This is a genomic window from Novosphingobium rhizosphaerae, from assembly GCF_050920675.1.
In the GTDB taxonomy this organism is placed as follows: domain Bacteria; phylum Pseudomonadota; class Alphaproteobacteria; order Sphingomonadales; family Sphingomonadaceae; genus Novosphingobium; species Novosphingobium rhizosphaerae.
This window is the reverse complement of sequence record NZ_CP137861.1, coordinates 887,307-908,526: the sequence shown is the minus strand read 5'-3', so window position 1 is coordinate 908,526 and position 21,220 is coordinate 887,307. Positions and strand designations below refer to the sequence as shown.

The 21,220-nt window shown below is 67.2% G+C and carries 19 protein-coding genes; 8 read left to right on the top strand and 11 right to left on the bottom strand.

Annotated elements, in window-relative coordinates; all coding sequences use genetic code 11:
* The first annotated feature begins 99 nt into the window (after positions 1-99).
* Positions 100-621 carry a peptide-methionine (R)-S-oxide reductase MsrB gene (gene msrB / locus R9J51_RS04165; protein ID WP_168555842.1) on the top strand — a complete coding sequence of 174 codons (522 nt, stop codon included), beginning with the start codon at positions 100-102 and terminating at the stop codon, positions 619-621.
* 57 nt (positions 622-678) lie between these two features.
* Positions 679-1,656 (top strand): esterase-like activity of phytase family protein, encoded by a 978-nt coding sequence (locus R9J51_RS04160; protein ID WP_179505940.1) that lies wholly within the window; start codon positions 679-681, stop codon positions 1,654-1,656.
* Between the two features lie 79 nt (positions 1,657-1,735).
* Here the strand turns inward: R9J51_RS04160 and rpmB are convergent, their stop codons facing one another.
* The gene (gene rpmB / locus R9J51_RS04155) at positions 1,736-2,026 is read right to left on the bottom strand and encodes a 50S ribosomal protein L28 (protein WP_168555840.1); all 291 of its coding nucleotides are present in this window, start codon (positions 2,024-2,026) and stop codon (positions 1,736-1,738) included.
* A gap of 133 nt (positions 2,027-2,159) precedes the next feature.
* On the opposite strand from rpmB, the gene R9J51_RS04150 reads away from it, so the two are divergent.
* On the top strand, positions 2,160-2,618 hold the full coding sequence (locus tag R9J51_RS04150) for a nucleoside deaminase (protein ID WP_179505939.1): 459 nt from the start codon (positions 2,160-2,162) through the stop codon (positions 2,616-2,618).
* Positions 2,619-2,677: 59 nt separating this feature from the next.
* On the opposite strand, the gene metK is transcribed toward R9J51_RS04150, so the two are convergent.
* The 6 genes from metK to hisS form a co-directional block, all read right to left on the bottom strand.
* A complete protein-coding gene (metK, locus tag R9J51_RS04145; protein ID WP_169475632.1) occupies positions 2,678-3,895 on the bottom strand; it encodes a methionine adenosyltransferase in 1,218 nt (405 codons plus the stop codon).
* A gap of 42 nt (positions 3,896-3,937) precedes the next feature.
* Positions 3,938-5,572, bottom strand: a complete 1,635-nt coding sequence (lnt, locus tag R9J51_RS04140) for an apolipoprotein N-acyltransferase (protein WP_432787835.1) — start codon at positions 5,570-5,572, stop codon at positions 3,938-3,940.
* A 122-nt stretch (positions 5,573-5,694) separates the two neighbouring features.
* Positions 5,695-6,654 (bottom strand): DUF4167 domain-containing protein, encoded by a 960-nt coding sequence (locus R9J51_RS04135; protein WP_432787834.1) that lies wholly within the window; start codon positions 6,652-6,654, stop codon positions 5,695-5,697.
* A gap of 200 nt (positions 6,655-6,854) precedes the next feature.
* Entirely contained in the window at positions 6,855-7,733 is an 879-nt protein-coding gene (gene prmC / locus R9J51_RS04130; protein ID WP_179505937.1) for a peptide chain release factor N(5)-glutamine methyltransferase, read from the bottom strand.
* Positions 7,726-8,796, bottom strand: coding sequence for a peptide chain release factor 1 (prfA, locus tag R9J51_RS04125; RefSeq protein WP_168555836.1), 1,071 nt, complete (start codon positions 8,794-8,796; stop codon positions 7,726-7,728). Before prfA ends, prmC begins: the two co-directional genes overlap by 8 nt.
* A complete protein-coding gene (hisS, locus tag R9J51_RS04120) occupies positions 8,796-10,058 on the bottom strand; it encodes a histidine--tRNA ligase (protein WP_179505936.1) in 1,263 nt (420 codons plus the stop codon). The genes prfA and hisS overlap by 1 nt, the downstream gene beginning before the upstream one ends.
* A 114-nt stretch (positions 10,059-10,172) precedes the next feature.
* Here hisS and R9J51_RS04115 point away from each other — a divergent pair, with 114 nt between their 5' ends.
* From R9J51_RS04115 to ppa, 3 genes are all read left to right on the top strand, one after another.
* Entirely contained in the window at positions 10,173-12,185 is a 2,013-nt protein-coding gene (locus tag R9J51_RS04115; RefSeq protein ID WP_169475636.1) for a M61 family metallopeptidase, read from the top strand.
* Positions 12,185-12,856, top strand: coding sequence for a DUF1345 domain-containing protein (locus R9J51_RS04110; RefSeq protein WP_179505935.1), 672 nt, complete (start codon positions 12,185-12,187; stop codon positions 12,854-12,856). The genes R9J51_RS04115 and R9J51_RS04110 overlap by 1 nt, the downstream gene beginning before the upstream one ends.
* Positions 12,857-12,974: 118 nt before the next feature.
* Complete coding sequence (gene ppa, locus R9J51_RS04105) at positions 12,975-13,529, top strand: inorganic diphosphatase (protein WP_168555832.1); 555 nt, start codon at positions 12,975-12,977, stop codon at positions 13,527-13,529.
* 170 nt (positions 13,530-13,699) lie between these two features.
* On the opposite strand, the gene thrS is transcribed toward ppa, so the two are convergent.
* The 4 genes from thrS to pdxH form a co-directional block, all read right to left on the bottom strand.
* Positions 13,700-15,691, bottom strand: a complete 1,992-nt coding sequence (gene thrS / locus R9J51_RS04100) for a threonine--tRNA ligase (RefSeq protein ID WP_179505934.1) — start codon at positions 15,689-15,691, stop codon at positions 13,700-13,702.
* Positions 15,692-15,931: 240 nt separating this feature from the next.
* Entirely contained in the window at positions 15,932-17,173 is a 1,242-nt protein-coding gene (locus R9J51_RS04095) for a glycosyltransferase family 39 protein (RefSeq protein WP_432787832.1), read from the bottom strand.
* Between the two features lie 152 nt (positions 17,174-17,325).
* Positions 17,326-18,297: a cation diffusion facilitator family transporter gene (locus R9J51_RS04090; protein ID WP_179505932.1), complete on the bottom strand. Its 972-nt coding sequence runs from the start codon at positions 18,295-18,297 to the stop codon at positions 17,326-17,328.
* 9 nt (positions 18,298-18,306) lie between these two features.
* On the bottom strand, positions 18,307-18,954 hold the full coding sequence (pdxH, locus tag R9J51_RS04085) for a pyridoxamine 5'-phosphate oxidase (RefSeq protein ID WP_179506652.1): 648 nt from the start codon (positions 18,952-18,954) through the stop codon (positions 18,307-18,309).
* 128 nt (positions 18,955-19,082) lie between these two features.
* Here pdxH and R9J51_RS04080 point away from each other — a divergent pair, with 128 nt between their 5' ends.
* Positions 19,083-20,021 (top strand): DnaJ C-terminal domain-containing protein, encoded by a 939-nt coding sequence (locus R9J51_RS04080; RefSeq protein WP_179505931.1) that lies wholly within the window; start codon positions 19,083-19,085, stop codon positions 20,019-20,021.
* A gap of 81 nt (positions 20,022-20,102) precedes the next feature.
* Positions 20,103-21,188: a YihY/virulence factor BrkB family protein gene (locus tag R9J51_RS04075; protein ID WP_168555827.1), complete on the top strand. Its 1,086-nt coding sequence runs from the start codon at positions 20,103-20,105 to the stop codon at positions 21,186-21,188.
* Positions 21,189-21,220: the final 32 nt, after the last annotated feature.

The window sequence follows — 21,220 nt, the reverse complement described above, 5'->3', positions numbered from 1 at the left end:
ATAACTCGTCTTGTCTCGCGGGCAGGCATTGCCCCCCGCACTGCCCGCGAGACCATCTTGCACCGGTTGCCCGCCAGCCCGATATAGGCGCCTATGGTGATGACTGAAGGCCTTGCCCCTCCCGCCTCCCGTCCATCGCGCCGCCGCCTGTTGGGCTGGCTGGGCGCCGGACTTGTGATGCCGATGGCCGGCGCCTGCCGCGCCCGGCCTGCGCCGTCCGGCCCCAAGGACGTGTTTCCGGTGCAGCACAGCGAGGCGGAATGGCGCCGCCTGCTCACCCCGGAACAGTTCTACATCCTGCGCGAAGCGGGCACCGAGCGGCCGTTTTCCTCAAGCCTGCTGAACGAGCATCGCAAGGGCACTTTTGCCTGCGCGGCCGACAAGCAACCGCTGTTCGCCTCTGCCACCAAGTTTGAAAGCGGCACCGGCTGGCCCAGCTTCTGGAAGCCCCTGCCCGGCGCGGTGGGCCTGCGTTCCGACACAACGCTCGGCATGGAGCGCACCGAAGTCTATTGCCGCCGTTGCGGCGGGCACCTGGGCCACGTGTTCGACGATGGCCCGCCGCCCACCGGCAAGCGCTATTGCATGAACGGCAAGGGCATGGTGTTCCTACCCGCCTGATAGGGCGGGCCTGATAGGGCTTCCCCCCCTTGGCCATCCGTGCCAAGGCCGCTGGCGATGCGCCGTATCGCCCTTTTCCTGTTGATCCTGGCCCTGGTGCCGGCGATCTATGTGCGCCAACACCTGCCGCCGCCCAGCCCCTATCGTCCGGTAATCTATCACGATTTGCTGCCGGGCCTGCGCGCGGCCGGCCGCAACCCGCGCTATGGTGCGCTCACCCTGACGGGTGCCTGGCAATTGACCAGCGCCAATCCCGATTTCGGCAACTTCTCTGCCCTTGCGGTGCGCTCTTCGGGTGACCTGCTGGCGGTGAGCGACCGCAACGCGGTGATGGTGTTCAGCCGCCCGGATCGACCGGGGCCCTGGCACACCTGGCAGCGCGACACGATCCGCCAGGCCTGGCGCGGCCAGGAAATCGATACCGACAGCGAATCGGTTTCGGTCGATCCGCGCAGCGGCGACGTGCTGATCGGCTATGAAGGCACCCCGCGCTTCCACCTGTTCAGTGCCGATTTCACCCACGATCGCAAGATTGCCGCGCCGGTGTTGATGGAATGGCCCAACAACCAGGGCCCCGAATCGCTGCGCCAGCTTGCCGACGGCCGCACCGTGGCGATCGGCGAAGTCTATGCCCACTGGTGGTCGCGCCGGCGCCATACCGGGCTGATCTGGCCCGGCCTGCCCCGCCCGAACCAGGCGCCCGCGCGATTCGAGCTGGTCATGCCCGAAGGCTATCGCCCGGTGGAACTGGCCCAGGCGCCCGACGGGCGGCTCTTGGTGCTGGGCCGCAAGTTCACCTTGGGCGGCTTTCGCACGGTGGTGACGCTGGTGGCCGATCCCCGCGCGATTCGCCCCGGCGCGCAGGTGGAAGCGCAGCCGATCGCGTGGATCGACGATCCCCGCATTCGCGACAATTACGAAGGCATGGTGGCCACGCCCGAGGCCGATGGCAGCACCGCGATCTGGCTGATTTCCGACAGCAACCAGATGGTGTGGCTGCAACGCACCCTGCTGCTCAAGCTGAAGCTCTCATAGGGGCGGGCCGGTGCCGCCAACGCAACAAAAAAGGCCGGGGAAGAACCCCGGCCCCTTTTGTGCATCGATGCGCAGCCGATCAGGCGGCGGCAGCGACAGCCTTGACCAGCTCGCGCTTCACCTTGAGGGCGCGGGCGCTGAGCTTGTCGCTGTCCTGCTTGAGCAGCCAGTTGTCGAGGCCGCCGTTGTGCTCAACCGAGCGCAGGCCGTGGGTCGACACGCGGAACTTGAAGCTGCGATCCAGCTTTTCCGACATCAGCGTGACGTTCTGGAGATTGGGGAGGAACACGCGCTTGGTCTTGTTGTTGGCGTGGCTCACGTTGTGACCGATCTGGCGGCCCTTACCGGTCAGTTCGCAAATGCGCGACATGGCTAAAAACTCGCTTCGTGTTCTGGTGATCTATCTGGAAGCTGGGGCCATTATCGAATCCGTCGGCGAAGTCAAGGATTCGTGGCACCTTCATGCCTTGTTCGGCCCAGAATGTGTGTTAGGCGGTTGCACGATGACCCGTTGGCCCCTGCCCGAACCCATGAAACTGGCGCTGGAACAGGCCCATGCGGCCGCCGTGCACGGCGAAGTGCCGATCGGCGCGGTGATCGTCAAGGGGGGCGAGGTGATCGCCGCCGCGCACAATCGCCCACGCGAATTGCACGATCCCACCGCCCATGCCGAAATGCTGGCGATTCGCGCGGCAGCGGCCGCGCTGGGCCAGGAACGGCTGGACGGATGCGATCTGTGGGTCACGCTCGAACCCTGCCCGATGTGCGCCGGCGCGATTGCCCATGCCCGGCTGGCCCGCGTCTATTACGCCGCGCCCGATCCCAAGGGCGGCGCGGTGGAACACGGGCCGCGGCTGTTCGACCAGCCCACCTGCCTGCATCGCCCCGAAATCTATCCCGGCCTGGGCGAGGCGGAAAGCGCCACGCTGCTGCGCGACTTCTTCCGCGCGCGGCGGGGATAAGAAAATGGCCCCGGAACGCGTCCGGGGCCATCTGCTTTTCAAAGCTGGGGCGGGAGACCTCAGGCGAGCGCGGCCTTCAGGTCATCCACCAGGTCGGTGCGCTCCCAGGGGAACAGGTCGCCATCGGGCTTGCGGCCAAAGTGGCCATAGGCCGCCGTGACGCCATAGATCGGCTTGTTGAGCGACAGGCCCACGCGGATGCCGCGCGGGGTCAACCCGCCCAGGCGCTGCTTGGCCACCAGTTCCACCGCGCGTTCGAGCGTGGCATCGTCCACCGCGCCGGTGCCGTGGGTATCGACATAGAGCGAGAGCGGCTGCGACACGCCGATGGCATAGGCCACCTGGATGGTGCAGCGCTTGGCCAGGCCCGCCGCCACGATGTTCTTGGCGATATAGCGCGTCACATAGGCAGCCGAACGGTCGACCTTCGTCGGATCCTTGCCCGAAAACGCGCCGCCACCGTGGGGCGAGGCGCCGCCATAGGTATCGACGATGATCTTGCGGCCGGTGAGGCCCGCGTCGCCATCCGGGCCGCCAATCTCGAAGCTGCCGGTGGGATTGATGTGATAGACCGTCTGGTCCGACAGCAGCTCGGCCGGGATCACCGCGGCCACGGCCTGCTTCACCCAGGCCTTCAGCTCGGCATCCTTGGCGCCTTCGTCATAGCCCGGCTTGTGCTGGGTGGACACGACGATGGCCGTGGCGGCCGCGGGGCGGCCATCCTGGAAACGCAGGGTTACCTGGCTCTTGGCATCGGGTTCCAGGAACGGGGCGGCGCCGGAATGGCGATCGTCGGCCAGGCGCTGCAGGATCTTGTGGCTGTAATCCAGCGTGGCCGGCATCAGGTCGGGCGTCTCGTCGCAGGCAAAGCCGAACATGATGCCCTGGTCGCCGGCGCCTTCGTCCTTGTTTTCGCCCGCGTCCACGCCTTGCGCGATATGCGCCGATTGCGCGTGCAGGTTGTTTTCAAAGCGGAAGGTCTGCCAGTGGAATCCTTCCTGCTCATACCCGATGCGCTTGACCGTGGCGCGCACCACCGCTTCCACTTCCTCGCGCACGCCGGGCGCCCATTCGCCGCTGGTGTCCATGATGCCGCGGCCGCGGATTTCGCCGGCCAGCACCACCAGGTTGGTGGTGGTCAGCGTTTCGCAGGCGATGCGCGCCTCGGGGTCCTTGCTCAGGAACAGGTCGACGATGGCGTCGCTGATCTGGTCCGCGACCTTGTCGGGATGGCCTTCGGAGACGCTTTCGGAAGTGAACAGGTAATCGCTGCGCATGGGCAAAGGGTCCGATATAAAGCAATCTTTATGTGCCGCCTCCTAGCGCGGGCGGCGCCGCGAGGCAACCAGCCCCGCCAAAAGAAGACCTGCGGCCCACAAAAGCGGCAATGTATTGCCCATTCGCGCAAACGGGGTAGGGGCCAACGCGGGTGGCACCAGCCCATCGATGCGGCTGGCCACGTGGCGCGGGATGAAGGCACGCACGCCGCCGCGCGCATCGATCACCGCCGAAATGCCGTTGGTGGTGGAACGCAGCACCGGCAAGCCTTCCTCGATCGCGCGCAACCGTGCCTGGGCCAGGTGCTGCGGCGGGCCCCAGGCGCCGAACCAGCCATCGTTCGACGGATTGAACAGCACGGCGGGGCGGTTCGCGCGGTCGATCACCTGGCCGGAAAAGACGATTTCATAGCAGATCTGCACACCCACGCGCGGCAGGCCCTGGCCCGAAAGATCGAGCGTGCGCGGCCCAGGCCCTGACCAATAGTCGAAATCGCCTGCCACCAGGCGTGAGAGGCCGAGCGGTGTGAGCAGGCCGCGCATCGGCAGATATTCGCCATAAGGCACCAGGTGCGCCTTGGCATAATGCCCGCGGATCGCGCCCTGGCTGTCGATCGCGGTCACCACGTTCCAGGCGCCCACCGGCATCGCGGCAGGTGCGGGATTGGGCTTGAACGCCAGGTCTACCGCGCCGGTCAGCAACAGCGCGCCCGGCCCGACCACGCGGCCCATCCGCGCGCGGGCGAGCAGTGGATCGCCGGCAAAGGTGGTGGCGGCATACCAGGCCGCCGGATAGCCGGTCTGGAGGTAATCGGGCACGCCGCTTTCGGGCCACAGCACCAGGCGCCGCTGGCCATAGACGCGCGGCAGGCTGAGCGCGGCCGCGCGCTGGAACTGCGCTTCATAACGGGTGGGATCGTTGATCTCATCCTGGCCGATATCCGGCTGGACCAGCGTGAACGGCACGGTGCCCGGCCCCTGCTGCCCGCCCAGCGGCAACAGGAACAGCGCCACCGGCAGGGCGAAGTGCGCGCCGGCCAGGGCCCAGCGCCGCTGCACCCCGGCGCGCAGGGCAAACAGCCATTGCCCCGCCAGCAGCACCACCACCCCCGACAAGGCATACGTGCCCAGCCAAGGCAGCACCCGCGCCAGGCCAGGCCGATCGAACCCGCCCAGCGCCGTGGCCGCCAGCGGATTCCATGGGAAACCGGTGCAGACCCAGCCGCGTGCCCATTCGGTCACGATCCACAAGGCCGCCAGCGTGGGCACCGGCGCCAGGCGCCAGCGCCGCCCCAGCCACCACGCCAGCAGCGTGGCAGCGGCCGGAAACAGCGCGAGATAGACCGCCAGCAGCAGCACCGCGATCCAGCCCAGCCAGGCCGGCATCTGCGCCTGATAGGTGAAAGCCGTGGCGATCCAGCCGTTTCCGGTGGAAAAATGGCCCCAGCCCCACAGCCAGCCCACCAACAGCGCATGGAACGGCGTGCGCGCCCGCTGCATCCGCGCGGCCAGCACGGCCAGCGCCAGCAAGGTGAGCGGCCACCATCCCAGCGGGGCAAAGCCCAGTGCCCCCAGCGCGCCCGCCACCACCAGCATGATCGCTTCGCCACGGCGGGACAGGGGATCATCACCCAGCGCAAGCAGCGCGGCGAAACGGGAGCGGAGCCAGGCGTTCATCGTGCCGTTCTATGCGGTGGCCCGGCGGCCAGGGCAAGCGCGGCCGCGGCAGAGCGTTGCGACCACGAAAAAAGGCGCCCGGGCTGCGGGCGCCTTTTTATCGTACGGCCATGCCGAAAGGATCAGCCTTCGGCGCTTTCGGGCAGCGGGTTCTTGCGCGGGCGGCCACGGCGCTTGGGCGCGGGGGCCGCTTCGCCGGCCGGCTCGGCCACCGGGGCTTCGGGCGCGCGCGTTTCGGCCACGATGGGTTGCGGGGCCGCTTCCGCAGCAGGTTCGCTGCGCACGCCGATCGCGGGCGGCAGGCTGGACGGATCGAGCCCTTCGGCCGGCGCGGCGCGGCGCGGGCGGCGTTCGGTGCGGGCACGGGGCCCACGCGGGCTGCGACTTTCGCGGATGAAGGGGTTGTCGGTCACGTCGATCACCGGCTCGCCCTCGTCGGCGCGCACGCCTTCAAGCGGCACCGGCTGGTCGATCGGCGCTGCGCCTTCGGCCGGGGCCTGCTGCGCGCGGCGGTCTTCAAAGCGGCGGCGGCCATTGCCTTCGCGATCCTGGCGCTCGGCACGCTCCGGGCGTTCCGCGCGTTCGGGCCGTTCGCTGCGCTCTGCCCGCTCTGCCCGTTCGGGACGCTCGGCACGTTCCGGGCGTTCGGTCCGCTCGGTCCGCTCGGGGCGATCCTGGCGCTCGGTGTTGCGGGCTTCGCGGTCCTCGCGGCGGACATACGGCCGATCGAAAGCGGGAAAATCGCCTTCGATCGAGAAATCCATGCCGTCATCCTCGGGCTCGCCCTCGGTCCAGCGTTCGCCATTGCCGCTATGGCGCTGGCGCGCTTCTTCCTGGCGCAGCCGGGTATCGGCAATCACGCGGAAATAGTGATCGGCAAACTGCAGATAGTATTCGGCCTGGACACGATCCCCGTTGAGGTGGGCATCCTGCGCCATCTTGCGATACTTTTCGAGCAGCTGGGGCGCATTGCCCCGCGCGCGGCTGTCGATTCGATTGAGCTGCTGGCCGCCACCTTGCGGACGATTGTTACCGCGGCCGCGCCGGCGGTTGTTCCCACGATTGTTGTTCAACTCAGGCACGTCCTTGTTTGGGGCGGCTGTCGGTATCTTGTGCTGATCCTGTCGCCGCGCAACCCTCCGCCACGCGCCCGCAACGCACGGGTGCGCAGATTCCCAGCATCTGCCAGCCGGAAGCCCCTGCAAGAGGGCCGATGCGGGTGCAAATGGTGGAGCTGGCCGGGACGGGAAGCCTTCATCCGTCGCCCTGCCTGCTGGCACAATTAGTGATCGCTTGCGGGCTTGCCAAGCGAAATATTGTGGCAAAACGTCATTTCCACAGCCCTGTCACGCCCGGCGAGATCGGGATGCACCCGCGCCGCCAGGCCATGGGCCTGCGCCAGGGCGACCACGGCCGCGCCTTGTTGCCAGCCGATCTCCACCACCGCCACGCCGCCTGGCGCCAGGAGTTCAGGCAGTTGCGGCACCAGCACGGCATAATCGGCCATGCCGTCGGTCCCGGCAAACAGGGCGCTGGCCGGTTCGAAATCGCGCACGCCGGGCTCGAGCGCGGCCTCGTCTTCCACATAGGGCGGGTTGGCCAGGATCAGGTCGAACCGGCCCAGCGCAGCGGCCCAGCCAGGGCGGGTCCAGTCGCCCGGCTGCATGCGCGCGCGCGCGTCCAGCCCGAGGCGAAGCGCATTGCCCGCGGCCACCACCCGCGCCGCATCCGATCGCTCGATCCCCGTGCCCACCGCCTGCGGCCAGATCGACAGCGCCGCCAGCAACAGCGCGCCAGAGCCGGTGCCGAGATCGAGAATGCGCGCCGGCGGGCGGCCTTCCAGTGCGCGCTGCGCCACCTCGATCAAGGTCTCGCTATCCCCGCGCGGGATCAGCACCGCCGGATTAACCGCCAGTTCCAGCCCATAGAATTCCTGGGTGCCCACGATATAGGCCACCGGCTCGTGGCATGTCCGCCGCGCCACCAGCGCGGCAAAACCGGCCGGCTCGGGGGCATCCATGTGGCGCAGCAGCACGTCGGTGCGGGTGCAACCCAGGGCATGGGCCATCAACACCTCGGCATCGAGCCGCGCGGTGTCGCTGCTGGGTGCAAGGGTCTGCGCGGCCTGGAACAGCGCCTGGCGGACGGTTGGATCAGTCATCCATCGCGGCCAGGCGCTTGGCCTGGTCTTCGGCGGTAAGCGCGTCGATCAGTTCGCCCAGGCCCGGGCCGGCGAGCACTTCGGGCAGGCGGTGAAGGGTCAGGTTGATGCGGTGGTCGGTCACGCGGCCTTGCGGGAAATTGTAGGTGCGGATGCGTTCCGAACGGTCGCCCGAGCCGACCAGCGCGCGGCGGGCTTCGGCTTCGGCGCCCTGGGCCTGTTCGCGGCGCAAGTCATAGAGCCGGGTGCGCAGCACCTGCATCGCCTTGGCCTTGTTCTTGTGCTGGCTGCGTTCGTCCTGCTGCGTCACCACCAGGCCGGTGGGCAAGTGGGTGATGCGCACCGCCGAATCGGTGGTGTTGACGTGCTGGCCGCCTGCGCCGCTGGCGCGGTAGATGTCGATCTTGATGTCCTTGTCCTCGATCGCCACGTCCACTTCATCGGCTTCGGGCAGGACGGCGACGGTGGCGGCGCTGGTGTGTATGCGCCCGCCGCTTTCGGTCACGGGCACGCGCTGCACGCGGTGCACCCCGCTTTCGAACTTCAGCCGCGCGAACACGCCCTGGCCCGCGACATGGGCGATCACTTCCTTGAAGCCGCCCAGTTCGCTGGCATTGGCGCTGATCACTTCAACCTTCCAGCCCTGCTCGGCGGCAAAGCGTTCGTACATGCGGAACAGGTCTGCCGCGAACAGCGCCGCTTCGTCGCCGCCGGTCCCGGCGCGGATTTCCAGCATGGCCGGGCGCACGTCGGCCGAATCGCGCGGCAGCATGGCAATGGCCAGCGTCCGCTCGGCCTCGGGCAGCAGGCTGCGCAGGCTGTGCATTTCCTCTTCGGCGAGCGCACGCATCTCGGCGTCGGGTTCTTCCAGCGCGGCCAGGCTGGCCAGTTCGGCGCGCATGACCTGCACCGCCCGCGCGGCCCGCGCGACCGGTTCCAGCTCGGCATAGTCGCGGCTGGCGGCAACGAAGCCTTCGCCTTCCAGCGTGCCCGAAGCCAGGCGCGCTTCCAGTTCGGCAAAACGCGCCGCGATCTGCCCCAGACGTGCGTCGGAAACGGCCATCAGGCGGCGATGTGTGCCGGAATCGCGTGGAGGGCCATGCGCTCCTGCGTGCCAGTGACCAGGTTCTTGACCGTCGCTTCGCCCGCCGCCAGTTCCTCGTCGCCCACGATCAGGGCAAAGCGCGCGCCGCTTTCGTTGGCGCGGCTCATCCGCTTCTTCATGTTGCCGCGATAGCCCATGTCCACGGTCAACCCGCCCCGGCGCAGCGTGGCGGCCAGGCCCAGGCACGCGGCCTCTGCCGCTGTGCCCATCGGCACGATCGCCACGTCGGCGGCCGGCTCGGCAATCGTGCGGCTATCGGCCACCAGCATGGCCAGCCGCTCGATCCCCGCAGCCCAGCCCACCGCCGGGGTAGCCGGGCCACCCAAGGCTTCGAGCAGCCCGTCATAGCGCCCGCCGCCCAGCACGGTGCCCTGCGCGCCCAGCCGGTCGGTGATGAATTCGAACGCGGTGTGGCGATAGTAATCCAGGCCCCGCACCAGCGCCGGCGCGCGCACCCAGGCCACGCCGGCCGCATCGAGGCCCGCCGTCACCTTGCCAAAGAAGTCCTGCGCCTCGGCGCTCAGGAACTGGTCGATCATCGGCGCATCGGCCGTGAACGGCTTGTCGCGCGGGTCCTTGGAATCGAGGATGCGCAGCGGGTTGCGCTCCAGCCGGTCCTGCGATTCTTCGGAAAGCTGGTCCTTGTGGGCGCGGAAGTATTCGATCAGCGCGGCGCGCCAGGCCTCGCGGCTGGCCGCATCGCCCAAGGTATTGAGGTTGAGCGTCACGCCATCGGCAATGCCCAGTTCGCGCAGCAACTGGTCGGCCATGACCAGCAATTCCACGTCGGCCTGCGGTTCGGCGGCGCCGATCACTTCGGCGTCGATCTGGTGGAACTGGCGATAGCGGCCCTTTTGCGGGCGTTCATAGCGGAACAGGGCGCCGTGCGTCGCGATCTTGAGCGGGGCGTGCTGCTGCCAGCCGTTGGTGAGATAGGCGCGGGCCAGGCCTGCGGTGAATTCGGGCCGCAGGGTCAGCGATTCCCCGCCGCGATCCTCGAACGAATACATTTCCTTCGACACCACGTCGGTGGTTTCGCCCAGCGAGCGCGAGAACACCGTGGTCTTTTCGAACACCGGCATTTCCACCCGGCGAAAGCGGTAGAGCTTGCGCACGCGCTCGAACGTTTCGACGACATGGCCGAAGGCTTCCGCCTCGGCGCCGAAGATGTCCTGGGTGCCACGGATGGCCTGCGGAGTGGGGATCGCTTGCTTGCTCATGGCGCGCGCGGATAGCGGCTTTCGCGCGGTGGGGGAAGCTTCTGCGGCAAATGGTCGCGCTTTGAGCCCATCTGGCCGTTGCGAATGAGACTTTATCACGCCATGAAAGGGGCCATGCGCAAGACCCCCCAAGGCATTGGCCTCCTTTCCGCCCTTTCGTTGTCCACCCTGATGCTGGTTCAGCCGGCGCTGGCCCAGGTCCAGCCCCCCAGCAACAGCCGCCCGATGGCCGTGCCGATCACGCCGTCGGTGCCCGATGCACAGGATGTGCCCTACGTTGGCACGATCGGCTTGCAGATCGACGCAACCGATCTTGCCACCGGTGCCTTTCGCGTGGTGGAAACCGTGCCCGTGGCGCAGGGCGCCAAGGAACTGATCCTGCAATTGCCGCGCTGGCTGCCCGGCGAACACGGCCCGCGCGGCCCGGTGGCCGAGCTTGCCCAGATCACCTTCGAGGCCAAGGGCCAAAAGCTGGCATGGACGCGCGATCCGGTGGAAGTGAACGCCTTCCACATCACCCTGCCGGCCGGCACCAGCGAGGTGGTGGCCCGCTTCGTCCACACCTCGCCGCTGCGCGAGAGCGAAGGGCGCATCACCGTCACGCGCGAAATGCTCAACCTGCAGTGGGAGAAGATGAGCCTCTATCCCGCCGGCTATTACGTACGCCAGATCAAGGTGCGCCCCACGGTGACATTCCCGCAGGGGTGGACCGTGTTCACCGCGCTCGACGGCAAGACGCAAAGCGGCAGTGGCAACACCGTGACCTGGGCAGAGACGGACTATGAAACCCTGGTCGATTCGCCGATCTTTGCCGGGATCTATGCCGCGCGGCACGATCTGGGCCATGACGTCACTCTCGATCTGGTGGCCGACAAGCCCGAACTGCTGGCGATCAAGCCGGAAAACCTGCAGGCCTATCGCAACCTGGCCGACGAGGCCGTGGCCGCATTCGGCGCGCGCCACTTCGATCACTACGATTTCCTGCTCGCGCTGACCGACCGGATGGGCGGCATCGGCCTGGAGCATCACCGCTCCAGCGAAAACCAGCAGGAGCCCAAGAGCCTGACCGACTGGGCCGGCTATGACTGGGACCGCAACGTGATCGCCCACGAATTCAGCCACAGCTGGGACGGCAAGTATCGCCGTTCGGCCAAGCTGTGGACGCCCGACTATCGCCAGCCGATGCAGGACAACCTGCTGTGGGTCTATGAAGGGCAAACCCAGTTCTGGGGCCTGGTCCTGGCCGCGCGCTCGGGCGTGCAGAGCAAGGACATGGTGCTGGGCAGCCTGGCCAACTATGCCGGCACCTTCAGCCAGATGGCCGGGCGCGAGTGGCGCTCGGTCGAAGACACCACGCTCGATCCGGTCTTCGCCGCGCGCAAGCCCAAGCCCTATGCCTCGCTCACCCGGGGCGAGGACTATTACACCGAAGGCGCGCTGGTATGGCTGGAAGCTGACCAGATCATCCGCGACGGCACGGCCGGCAAACGCGGCCTGGACGATTTCGCCAAGGCATTCTTCGGCGTGCGCGATGGCGATTGGGGCGTGCTGACTTATGAATTCGAGGACGTGGTCAAGACGCTGAACGGCATCTATCCCTATGACTGGGCCAGCTTCCTCACGACCCGGCTGCAGACGCCGGGCCAGCCGGTGCCGTTGGGTGGGGTCGAACGCGGCGGCTACAAGCTGGAATTCCGCGAAGAGCCCAACCCCTATGACAAGGCGCGCATGGCCGATGCCAAGGTGCTGGGCCTGTTCAACTCGCTCGGCGTGACGCTGGACAAGGACGGCAAGGTCACGGCCTCGCGCTGGGATGGCCCGGCGTTCAAGGCCGGCCTGGTTTCGGGGATGCAGGTGGTGGCCGTCAACGGCGACGCCTATGACGCCGACAAGCTCAAGGCCGCGATCACCAATGCCAAGACCGGCAACCCCGGCGCGGGCCGGCCGATCGAACTGCTGGTCAAGCGCGACGATCGCTATGTCACGCTGCCGATCACCTATGCCGATGGCCTGCGCTGGCCCTGGCTGGTGCGCGCCGCGCCCGGCACGGCGCCGACCGGTCTCGACAAGCTGCTCAGCCCCAAGGCCGGCAAGAGCAAGACCGGCACGAGCAGGGCTGGCAAGTGATGGCGCGGGCCGGGTGGCACCCGGGCCGCCTGGCCCCGCCCCGCTTTCTTATGTTCCTGTTGCTGTTCATGGGCGGCACCGCTGGCTGGTGGGTGTGGCACCCGCTCAGCCAGAAGGGTGCCGAACTGGCCGATTCGCTGGCCATGGGCTTTGACTTTGCCGCACTCGCCTTCCTGGGCTCGTTGATTCCGCTGCTGCGCTGTGCCGATGCCGATACCATGCGGCAAAGCTCGGTGGACAACGATGCCAACCGCGCGGCGGTGCTGTGCATCACCACGGTGCTGACCCTGGTGGTCATGGCGGCGATCGCCGGCGAACTGCCGCGCGCCGCCCATGGCGATTCGCTGGCCAAGGTGCGGCTGATCGGCACGCTGCTGCTGACCTGGCTTTTTGCCAACACGGTCTATGGCCTGCACTATGCCCATCTTTACTATACCCGCGACGAAGACAGCGGAAAGGATCGCGGCGGCTTGGACTTTCCCGATACCAAGACCCCCGACTATTTCGATTTCGCCTATTTTTCATTCACCTTGGGCATGACGTTCCAGACTTCGGACACCGCGATCAACAGCGGGCGCGTGCGCCGGATCGTGACGCTGCATTCCTTTGCCGCCTTTGTTTTCAACATCGGCGTGATCGCCTTCACCATCAACGCGCTGGGCGCCGGTTAACCAACGATAGGGGAATGCGTCACAAGTATTGTTGCGACGCAAAAGCCACGGCGCTAGAGCCGGTGGACGGCGAACAACAACTGGCCCGACGGGCCTGAACCAAGGCAAGAAAGAACCGATGCGCATCGACCTTATCCCCACCGGGGACAATCCGCCCGAAAGCCTCAATGTCGTGATCGAAGTGCCGGTCGGCGGCGAACCGGTGAAGTACGAGTTCGACAAGGAATCCGGCGCCCTGTTCGTGGACCGCATCCTGCACACGCCGATGCGCTATCCGGCCAACTATGGCTTCGTGCCCCACACCCTGTCGCCCGATGGCGACCCGCTCGACGCGCTGGTCATTGCCCGCTCGCCGTTCATCCCCGGCTGCGTTGTCCGCGCCCGCCCGATCGCGGTGCTGAACCTGGAAGATGAACAGGGCGGCGATGAAAAGCTGGTCTGCGTGCCGGTCGATTCCACCTTCCCGTATTACACCGAAGTGCTGGAAAAGGATCACCTGCCCGAAATCGTGCTCAAGCAGATCGAGCACTTCTTCACCCACTACAAGGACCTGGAAAAGGAGAAGTGGGTGCGCGTGGGCACCTGGGGCGGCGCCGACGACGCCCGCCGCATCACGGTGGAAGCGATCGAACGCTACAACGAAGCCAAGGCGGCCAAGCAAGCGGCGGAGTAATCCACCCTTTCGCCTGATGGCATGAAAAAGGCCAGGGTCGGACATGCGACCCTGGCCTTTTTTGTATCCTTGGGCCCCTCCACCACCGCCTCGCGGTGGTCCCCCTCCCCGCCTTCTGCAGGGAGGATCGAGGGAAAAGATCCTCCCCATGCAATGGGGAGGTGGTTCCCTTACCCCCGCAGATCCGGCGCCAGCGCATCGGCCTTGATCAGCGCAATCGCCTCGGCCAGCGGCAGCACGGCTTGCGCCTGCTCGCCCAGGCGGCGGATCGCCACGGTGCCTTCCTCGGCCTCGCGCTTGCCCACCACCAGCAGGTACGGCACCTTTTGCAGTGAGTGTTCGCGCACCTTGTAGTTGATCTTCTCGTTGCGCAGGTCGCTTTCCACGCGGATGCCGGCGGCGCGCAGCGCCTCGGTCGCCTGGACGGCAAAGCCATCGGCGTCCGACACGATGGTCGCCACCACGGCTTGCGTGGGCGCCAGCCAGGTCGGCAGCTTGCCGGCGAAATGCTCGATCAGGATGCCGATGAAGCGTTCATAGGAACCGAAGATCGCGCGGTGCAGCATGACCGGGCGATGGCGTTCGCCATCCTCGGCGATATAGCCGGCGTCCAGGCGTTCGGGCAGCACGCGGTCGGACTGGATCGTGCCCACCTGCCAGGTGCGGCCGATGGCATCGGTCAGGTGCCATTCCAGCTTGGGCGCATAGAACGCGCCTTCGCCGGGCAGTTCTTCCCAGCCATATTCGGGCGTGGCAAGGCCGGCCGTGGCGACGGCATCGCGCAGTTCCGCCTCGGCCTGGTCCCACATCGCTTCGGTGCCAAAGCGCTTTTCCGGGCGCAGCGCCAGCTTGATCGAATAGGTAAAGCCGAAGTCCTTGTAGATGCGGTCGGCCAGTTCGCAGAACGCGCGCACTTCGTCCACGATCTGGTCTTCGCGGCAGAAGATATGCGCGTCGTCCTGGGTGAACTGGCGCACGCGCATCAGCCCGTGCAGCGCGCCATGCGGCTCGTTGCGGTGGCAGCAGCCGTTTTCATAGAGGCGCAGCGGCAGTTCGCGATAGGATTTCAGGCCCTGGCGGAAGATCAGCACGTGCGCCGGGCAATTCATCGGCTTGAGGGCCATCCAGTCGGCCTCGCCGCTGATCACCGGGCCGTCATCCTCGGTGTTGGGCACTTCATCGGGGATCACGAACATGTTTTCGCGATACTTGCCCCAGTGGCCCGATTGCTCCCACTGGCGCGCGTCCATCACCTGCGGGGTCTTGACCTCGCGATAGCCGGCGCCGTCGATCGCGCGGCGCATATAGGCTTCCAGCTCGCGCCAGATGCGATAGCCCTTGGGGTGCCAGAACACCGAACCATGCGCTTCCTGCTGAAGATGGAACAGGTCCATCTCCGCGCCCAGCTTGCGATGGTCGCGCTTGGCCGCTTCCTCCAGGCGGTGGAGGTGCGCATCCAGCTGCTTCTTGTTGAGCCAGCCGGTGCCATAGATGCGGCTGAGCATCGCGTTCTTCTGGTCGCCGCGCCAATAGGCGCCCGACACGCGCGTGAGCTTGAAGGCATTGGGATCGAGCTTGCCGGTGGAGGCGAGGTGCGGCCCGCGGCACATGTCGAGCCAGTCGTTACCCGACCAATAGACCGTCAGTTCCTCGCTCTCGGGCAGTTCGGCGGCCCATTGCGCCTTGAACGTCTCGCCCTGCTCGCTCCAGCGGGCGATCAGGTCGGCCCGGCTCCACACTTCGCGGCGCAGCGGCTTGTCGGCGGCGATGATCTTGCGCATCTCCGCCTCGATCGCCGGCAGGTCCTCCTCGGTGAACGGGCGGACGGGGGCGAAATCGTAATAGAAGCCGTCGTCGGTGGCGGGGCCGAAGGTGATCTGCGTGCCGGGGAACAGCGCCTGCACCGCCTCGGCCAGGACGTGGGCATAGTCGTGCCGCACCAGTTCGAGGGCGTCGGCTTCATCGCGCGCGGTGACGAGCGCCAGTTGCGCGTCACCCTCGAACGGGCGGGTGATGTCGAACAGCTCGCCATTCACGCGCGCGCCGATCGCGGCCTTGGCGAGGCCCGGGCCAATCGCGGCGGCAATATCGGCCGGCGTGGTGCCCGGCGCTACTTCGCGCAGCGAGCCATCGGGCAGGGTGATCTTGAGCAGGTCTGACATCGGATCTCTCTTGCGGGATATGGCGCGCGCCATGGCACAAGTGCCGCGGCGCCGAAAGGGGCGGCATCTCGGGTTTGGCCGAAACCGGCAGAAACGATCCGGGAGGAAGATGCCATTCCGCCCGAACCGGGGCGGTGGCGTTGCGGTGGGGCCGATCAGGCGCCCGCGCGACCCCACCCCCGGCACACCGGGGTGGTGATAGTAGTCAGCGCGGCGGAACGAATGGCCATGCGCAGCGCCTTAGCGCAAGGGCGCCGTGCTGTCACGCCCGCGCAGCATGGTCACGATCAGCCAGGCCGCCGCGACGCACACGAACGGCATCGCCGGATAATGAAAGCGCGATTGCCCGGAAAAGACCATGGCAATGACGCTAGGATAGGCGGCAATGCCATAGGGCAGCAGCCACCAATCGATGAGGCCGAGGCCGGCGCTGCGCCGCGCGCGCAGCATCACGGGAAAGGCCGCGACGAACAGCGCCAGCAAAGCCCAATACCACGCCTGGTTGGCCACGCGCAGCGCCAGGAACGCGCGCGGCGCAGCGGCATAGGCCCACGACCCGGTTTCATAAGCCCATTGCCCTTCGCCATCGGGCCCCCACAGCCGCGCCAACTTCATCGGCATCAGCTTGAGGAAGGCAGCCGGGTGCGCCTTGATCCAGTCCATGCCCAGCCTGCCGGCCTCGTGATCATAGGCCAGTTCATCCAGATCGGCGCGCGCATCAAGCGCCTTGACCACCGGATCGCCGGGCGTGAAGCCGCCGCGCGCGCTGTCGTTGTTGCCGGTCAGCAAGGTGATGCCACCGTTGGTGGAAACCAGCACCCAGGCGCCCAGTTCGCGATGGTTGCGCAGGGTCCACGGGGCAATCACCAGCAGGGCGGCCGCGCCCATGACCAGGCCTTGCCCCACGATGCCCGGCAGGCGCAGCCAGGGCGCGGGCTGTCGCAGCCAGGCAATCGCCAGCAGCAGCGGCGCCAGGATCAGGCTCTGCGCCTTGACCAGCGTGGCCAGGCCCAGCACCAGCCCGGCCAGCACTGTCCAGCCCCAGCCCTGCCGCGCCACCACGATCCAGCACAGCGCCAGCAGCAGCGTGGTATAGAACACCTCGGTCAGCGCCAGCGGCACATAGAGCACGGCATTGGGATAGACCGCCCAGAGCAGCAGCGCGAGGCGGCCCGCCGCTTCATGGCCGGCCAGGCGCCGCCCAAGATCGAGCGTAAGCCAGCCAGCCAGCGCCGACAGAGCGAGGTTGCACAGGCCCACCACCCAGATCGAAGGGCCGGTCAGGCGAAACACCAGGCTGAGCGCCAGCGGCCAGCCCGGCGGCCAATAGGCCGTCGGTGCGCCATGATCGCCCAGGTAACCCCGGCCATCGGCCAGCATCGCCGCGCGCGAGAAATACCAGGCGGCGTCGGAACTTGGCTCCACCGCCGCCAAGATCGCCAGCGCCCGCAAACCGAGCGCTACGGCGAACAGCACGATCACGGTGCGGCGCCCTTCCGCCAGCCAAGCCCAAGCCCGATGAAACCCCATCGCCCCGACCTACAACGCCAGCGTTAAAAAAGCCCCATCGTCTTCAGAGGAGGAGGAGGAGGAGGAGAAAATCACACAACATCCGTTCGCGCTGAGCGCCGGCCCTACCCCTCGCCCGGCCCGCCCTGCACCGCCAGCGCCGGGCTTTCGCCATTGGGGCCGGGCGCCAGCAGGTCGGTCGCGCCCAGGGCGCCTTCGTCGACGTGGCCTTCGGGATCGGGATGGATCAGCACTTCCAGCCCGGGAAACTCGGCCATCAGCTTTTCCTCGATCTCGTCCATCACGCGGTGGGCCTGGGCCACCGTCATCTTGCCGTCCACCCACACGTGGAATTGCACGAAATCGCGGTTGCCGCTGGTGCGCGTGCGCAAGTCGTGCAGGCCTTTCAGCTCGGGATGCTGGGCCACCACTTCCAAGAAGCGCTCGCGCTTTTCGATCGGCCATTCGTGGTCCATCAACTGGTCCACCGCCTCCTGCGAGGCGCCCCAGGCGCCCCAGGCCAGCCACAGCGCGATGCCAAAGGCAAAGACCGCGTCGGTGCCGGGCAGGTGCAAGGTCCGCTCGATCACCAGCGCGGCGATCACCGCCGCGTTGAGCAGCAAGTCAGACTTGTAGTGCACGTTGTCGGTGCTGATCGCCAGGCTGCCGGTGCGGGCGATCACCATGCGCTGGTAGGCGAGCAGCGCGAGCGTTGCCCCCATCGCCACGGCCGAAACCACGATACCCGATTCGGCCTCGATCGCCGGGGCGCCGGCCAGGAACTGGGTAATCGCGCGCCAGGCCAGGCCCAGTGCGGAAAACGAGATCAGGATCACCTGGAACATGGCCGCCAGCGCCTCGGCCTTGCCATGGCCGAAACGGTGGTTGTGATCGTCGGGAATGGCCGCGATCCACACGCCCAGCAGCGTCGCCAGGCTGGCCACCAGATCGAGCGCGGTGTCCGCCAGGCTGCCCAGCATCGCCAGCGAGCCGGACTGGACCACGGCCCAGCCTTTCAGGCCCAGCAGCAGGAGCGCCACCGCGCTGCTGGCCATGGCGGCGCGGCGATTGAGGTCTGCGTGCGAGGTCTGGGTCATCCCGCCCCTTTACGGATAAAGCAGGGTGCTGGTCCAGCCGCCTTGCCCATCCGCCACGAAACGGCGGCGTTCGTGCAGGCGATAGTCGCGATCCTGCCAGAATTCGATGGCGCGGGGCACCACGCGATAGCCCGACCAGTGCGCCGGGCGCGGCACGTTACCGTCGGGATATTGCGCGCGCAGGGCCGCCACGCGATCGAGATAGACCTGGCGCGAGGGCAGCACGCGCGACTGGTCCGACGCGGCCGAACCCAGGCGCGATTCGGGATGGCGGCTGGCGAAATAGGCATCGGCCGCTTCCGGCGTCACTTCCACCACCGGCCCTTCGATGCGGACCTGGCGGCGCAGGCTTTTCCAGTGAAACAGCAGGGCAACCTGCGGGTTGGCGGCCAGTTCACCGCCCTTGCGGCTTTCGAAATTGGTGTAGAACACAAAGCCGCCGCCCGGCCCGATATTCGCGCCATGGCCCTTGAGCAGCACCATGCGCAGCGAAGGCACGCCTTCGGGCGTGGCGGTGGCCAGCGCCATGGCATTGGGATCGTTGGGCTCGCTCGCCTGGGCCTGGGCGAACCAGTCCTCGAAGATGGCAAAGGGATCGCCGTGGGGAATCGCGTCCTGGCTCTGTTGGGTCACGGGAAAATGTCCTGTTGGCAGCATGGTGGCGGGCATGATGGACGCCTTGCATCCATTCCCGCGATGATATGGGTCAAGGCGCTCTATCGCGGGCGCAACGATGTTGAAAGCGAGCCTTGCGGGCAAGGCGCCCTGTCCCTAGCTAGAGAGCCATGGCAGCAGACCCTTATTCCATTCTCGGCGTGGCGCGCAGTGCGAGCGAAAAGGACGTGAAATCGGCCTATCGCAAGCTCGCCAAGGAACTGCATCCCGATCACAACAAGGACAATCCCAAGGCGGCCGAGCGCTTTGCCGAAGTGACGGGCGCCTATGACCTGCTGTCGGACAAGGACAAGCGCGCCAAGTTCGATCGGGGCGAGATCGACGCCGACGGCAACCCGACGATGCCCTTTGGCGGTGGCGGCGGGTTTGGCGGCGGCTTTCGCGGTGGCCAGGGCGGCTTTCGCCACGATGGCGGCTTCGAAAGCGGTGACGGGCCTGACCTGTCGGACCTGTTCGAAGGCCTGTTCGGCGGGCGCGGCGGCATGGGTGGAATGGGCGGAATGGGTGGCGGGCGCCGTCCCCCACCGCCCAAGGGCGCCAATGTCAGCTATCGCCTGCAAGTGCCCTTCGTGGAGGCGGCCACCCGCGCCGCGCAGCGCGTCACGCTGTCTTCGGGCAGCACGATCGAACTCAAGCTGCCGCCGGGTGTCGAATCCGGGCAGCAGATGCGCCTGGCTGGCAAGGGCGAACCGGGCCCCGGCGGGCCGGGCGATGCGCTGATCACGATCGAGATCGCCCCGCATCCCTTCTTCGTGCGCGATGGGGACAATATTCGCCTGGACCTGCCGATCACCCTGGAAGAAGCGGTCAACGGCGCCAAGGTGAAAGTGCCCACTGCCGATGGCGCGGTCATGCTCACGGTGGCGCCGGGCAGCAGCAGCGGGCGCACCCTGCGTCTCAAGGGCAAGGGCTTTTCCCGCAAGGATGGCGAACGTGGCGACCAGTTGGTGACGCTGCAGATCGACCTTCCGGCCGACGACGCCGATCTCAAGGCGCGCCTTGCCGGTTGGCACGACGGGCGCAATCCGCGCGCGCGCCTTGGTGCCTGAACCGGCTGAAACCATCCTTGTGGCACCCGCGGGTTGCGCCCGGCCGGGAGCCGACCGGCCTTCCGCGCATTGCCACAAGTGATGGACAATCAATTCGATCCTGCCGGCGCCGATCCCGCCAACATCGACCCTGATCGCGCCGATCACGTGCCAGGGGTTCCCGACGGGGCCAAGGCGCTGGTGCCCGATCTTTCGCCAGAGGCGCGCCGCCGCGCCGCGCTGCACCGCCGCTTGCGTGCCGAATGGGACGAAGCGCGCGAGGAATTGCGCCCCGGCACCCGCATCCATGAAACGCTCAAGCGCATCTGGACCGGCGTCATCAACGACGGTTTCATCCACGCCGGCAACTTTGCCTATATGGTGCTGATCGCGCTGTTTCCCTTTTTCATCACCGGGGCCGCGCTGTTTTCGCTGATCGGGGAAGCCAGCCAGCGCACCGCCGCGATCAACACCGTGCTCATGGCCCTGCCCCCGGTGGTGGCCACCACGATCGAGCCGGTGGCCCGCGCCGCAGTAGAAGCGCGCACCGGCCACCTGCTGTGGATTGGCGGCCTTGTCGGGCTGTGGACGGTCAGCAGCCTGGTCGAAACCATCCGCGATATCCTGCGCCGCGCCTATGGCACGAACTGGGAGCACGCGTTCTGGCGCTATCGCCTGATGTCGACGGGTCTGATCATCGCCTCGGTCGTGTTGATTCTCGTTTCCATCCTGGCGCAAGTGGCGATCGGGGCGGCGCAGGAAGTGATCGCGGCCTGGCTGCCGCAGTTCGGCGCCTGGATCGATGGCCTGGCGGCGGGGCGTTTCCTGCCCACCCTGGTGCTGTTCGGCGCGCTGTGGCTGCTGTTTCTCTCGCTCACGCCCAGCGCCTATCGGTCGAATCGCTATCCCAAATGGCCGGGCGCGCTGTTCGTTTCGCTGTGGTGGCTGGGGGTGAGCATCCTGTTGCCCAAACTCCTCGCTTCGGTTTTCTCGTATGATCTGACCTACGGCAGCCTGGCCGGGGTGATGATCGCCCTTTTCTTTTTCTGGCTGGTCGGCATAGGGATGGTAATAGGTGCCGAACTCAATGCCGCGCTCGCCGAAACTCCGGAGGAGCGCGACATGCTGGGCCAGGCAGATGATCGCGCGCGGGCCATTCGCCAGGCCGGCGCGCCCGAACCAGAATGACATGCCCGTTGGCCGCGCCTCTTTGAGGGGCA

Coding starts and splice junctions, on each gene's coding strand:
- R9J51_RS04110 (WP_179505935.1), top strand. CDS start 12,185: ATGGCGCGGGCCGGGTGGCACCCGGGCCGCCTGGCCCCGCCCCGCTTT.
- msrB (WP_168555842.1), top strand. CDS start 100: ATGACTGAAGGCCTTGCCCCTCCCGCCTCCCGTCCATCGCGCCGCCGC.
- thrS (WP_179505934.1), bottom strand. CDS start 15,691: ATGTCAGACCTGCTCAAGATCACCCTGCCCGATGGCTCGCTGCGCGAA.
- rpmB (WP_168555840.1), bottom strand. CDS start 2,026: ATGTCGCGCATTTGCGAACTGACCGGTAAGGGCCGCCAGATCGGTCAC.
- R9J51_RS04080 (WP_179505931.1), top strand. CDS start 19,083: ATGGCAGCAGACCCTTATTCCATTCTCGGCGTGGCGCGCAGTGCGAGC.
- R9J51_RS04160 (WP_179505940.1), top strand. CDS start 679: ATGCGCCGTATCGCCCTTTTCCTGTTGATCCTGGCCCTGGTGCCGGCG.
- pdxH (WP_179506652.1), bottom strand. CDS start 18,954: ATGCTGCCAACAGGACATTTTCCCGTGACCCAACAGAGCCAGGACGCG.
- ppa (WP_168555832.1), top strand. CDS start 12,975: ATGCGCATCGACCTTATCCCCACCGGGGACAATCCGCCCGAAAGCCTC.
- R9J51_RS04115 (WP_169475636.1), top strand. CDS start 10,173: ATGCGCAAGACCCCCCAAGGCATTGGCCTCCTTTCCGCCCTTTCGTTG.
- prmC (WP_179505937.1), bottom strand. CDS start 7,733: ATGACTGATCCAACCGTCCGCCAGGCGCTGTTCCAGGCCGCGCAGACC.
- R9J51_RS04150 (WP_179505939.1), top strand. CDS start 2,160: ATGACCCGTTGGCCCCTGCCCGAACCCATGAAACTGGCGCTGGAACAG.
- R9J51_RS04090 (WP_179505932.1), bottom strand. CDS start 18,297: ATGACCCAGACCTCGCACGCAGACCTCAATCGCCGCGCCGCCATGGCC.
- metK (WP_169475632.1), bottom strand. CDS start 3,895: ATGCGCAGCGATTACCTGTTCACTTCCGAAAGCGTCTCCGAAGGCCAT.
- prfA (WP_168555836.1), bottom strand. CDS start 8,796: ATGGCCGTTTCCGACGCACGTCTGGGGCAGATCGCGGCGCGTTTTGCC.
- R9J51_RS04075 (WP_168555827.1), top strand. CDS start 20,103: ATGGACAATCAATTCGATCCTGCCGGCGCCGATCCCGCCAACATCGAC.
- hisS (WP_179505936.1), bottom strand. CDS start 10,058: ATGAGCAAGCAAGCGATCCCCACTCCGCAGGCCATCCGTGGCACCCAG.
- lnt (WP_432787835.1), bottom strand. CDS start 5,572: ATGAACGCCTGGCTCCGCTCCCGTTTCGCCGCGCTGCTTGCGCTGGGT.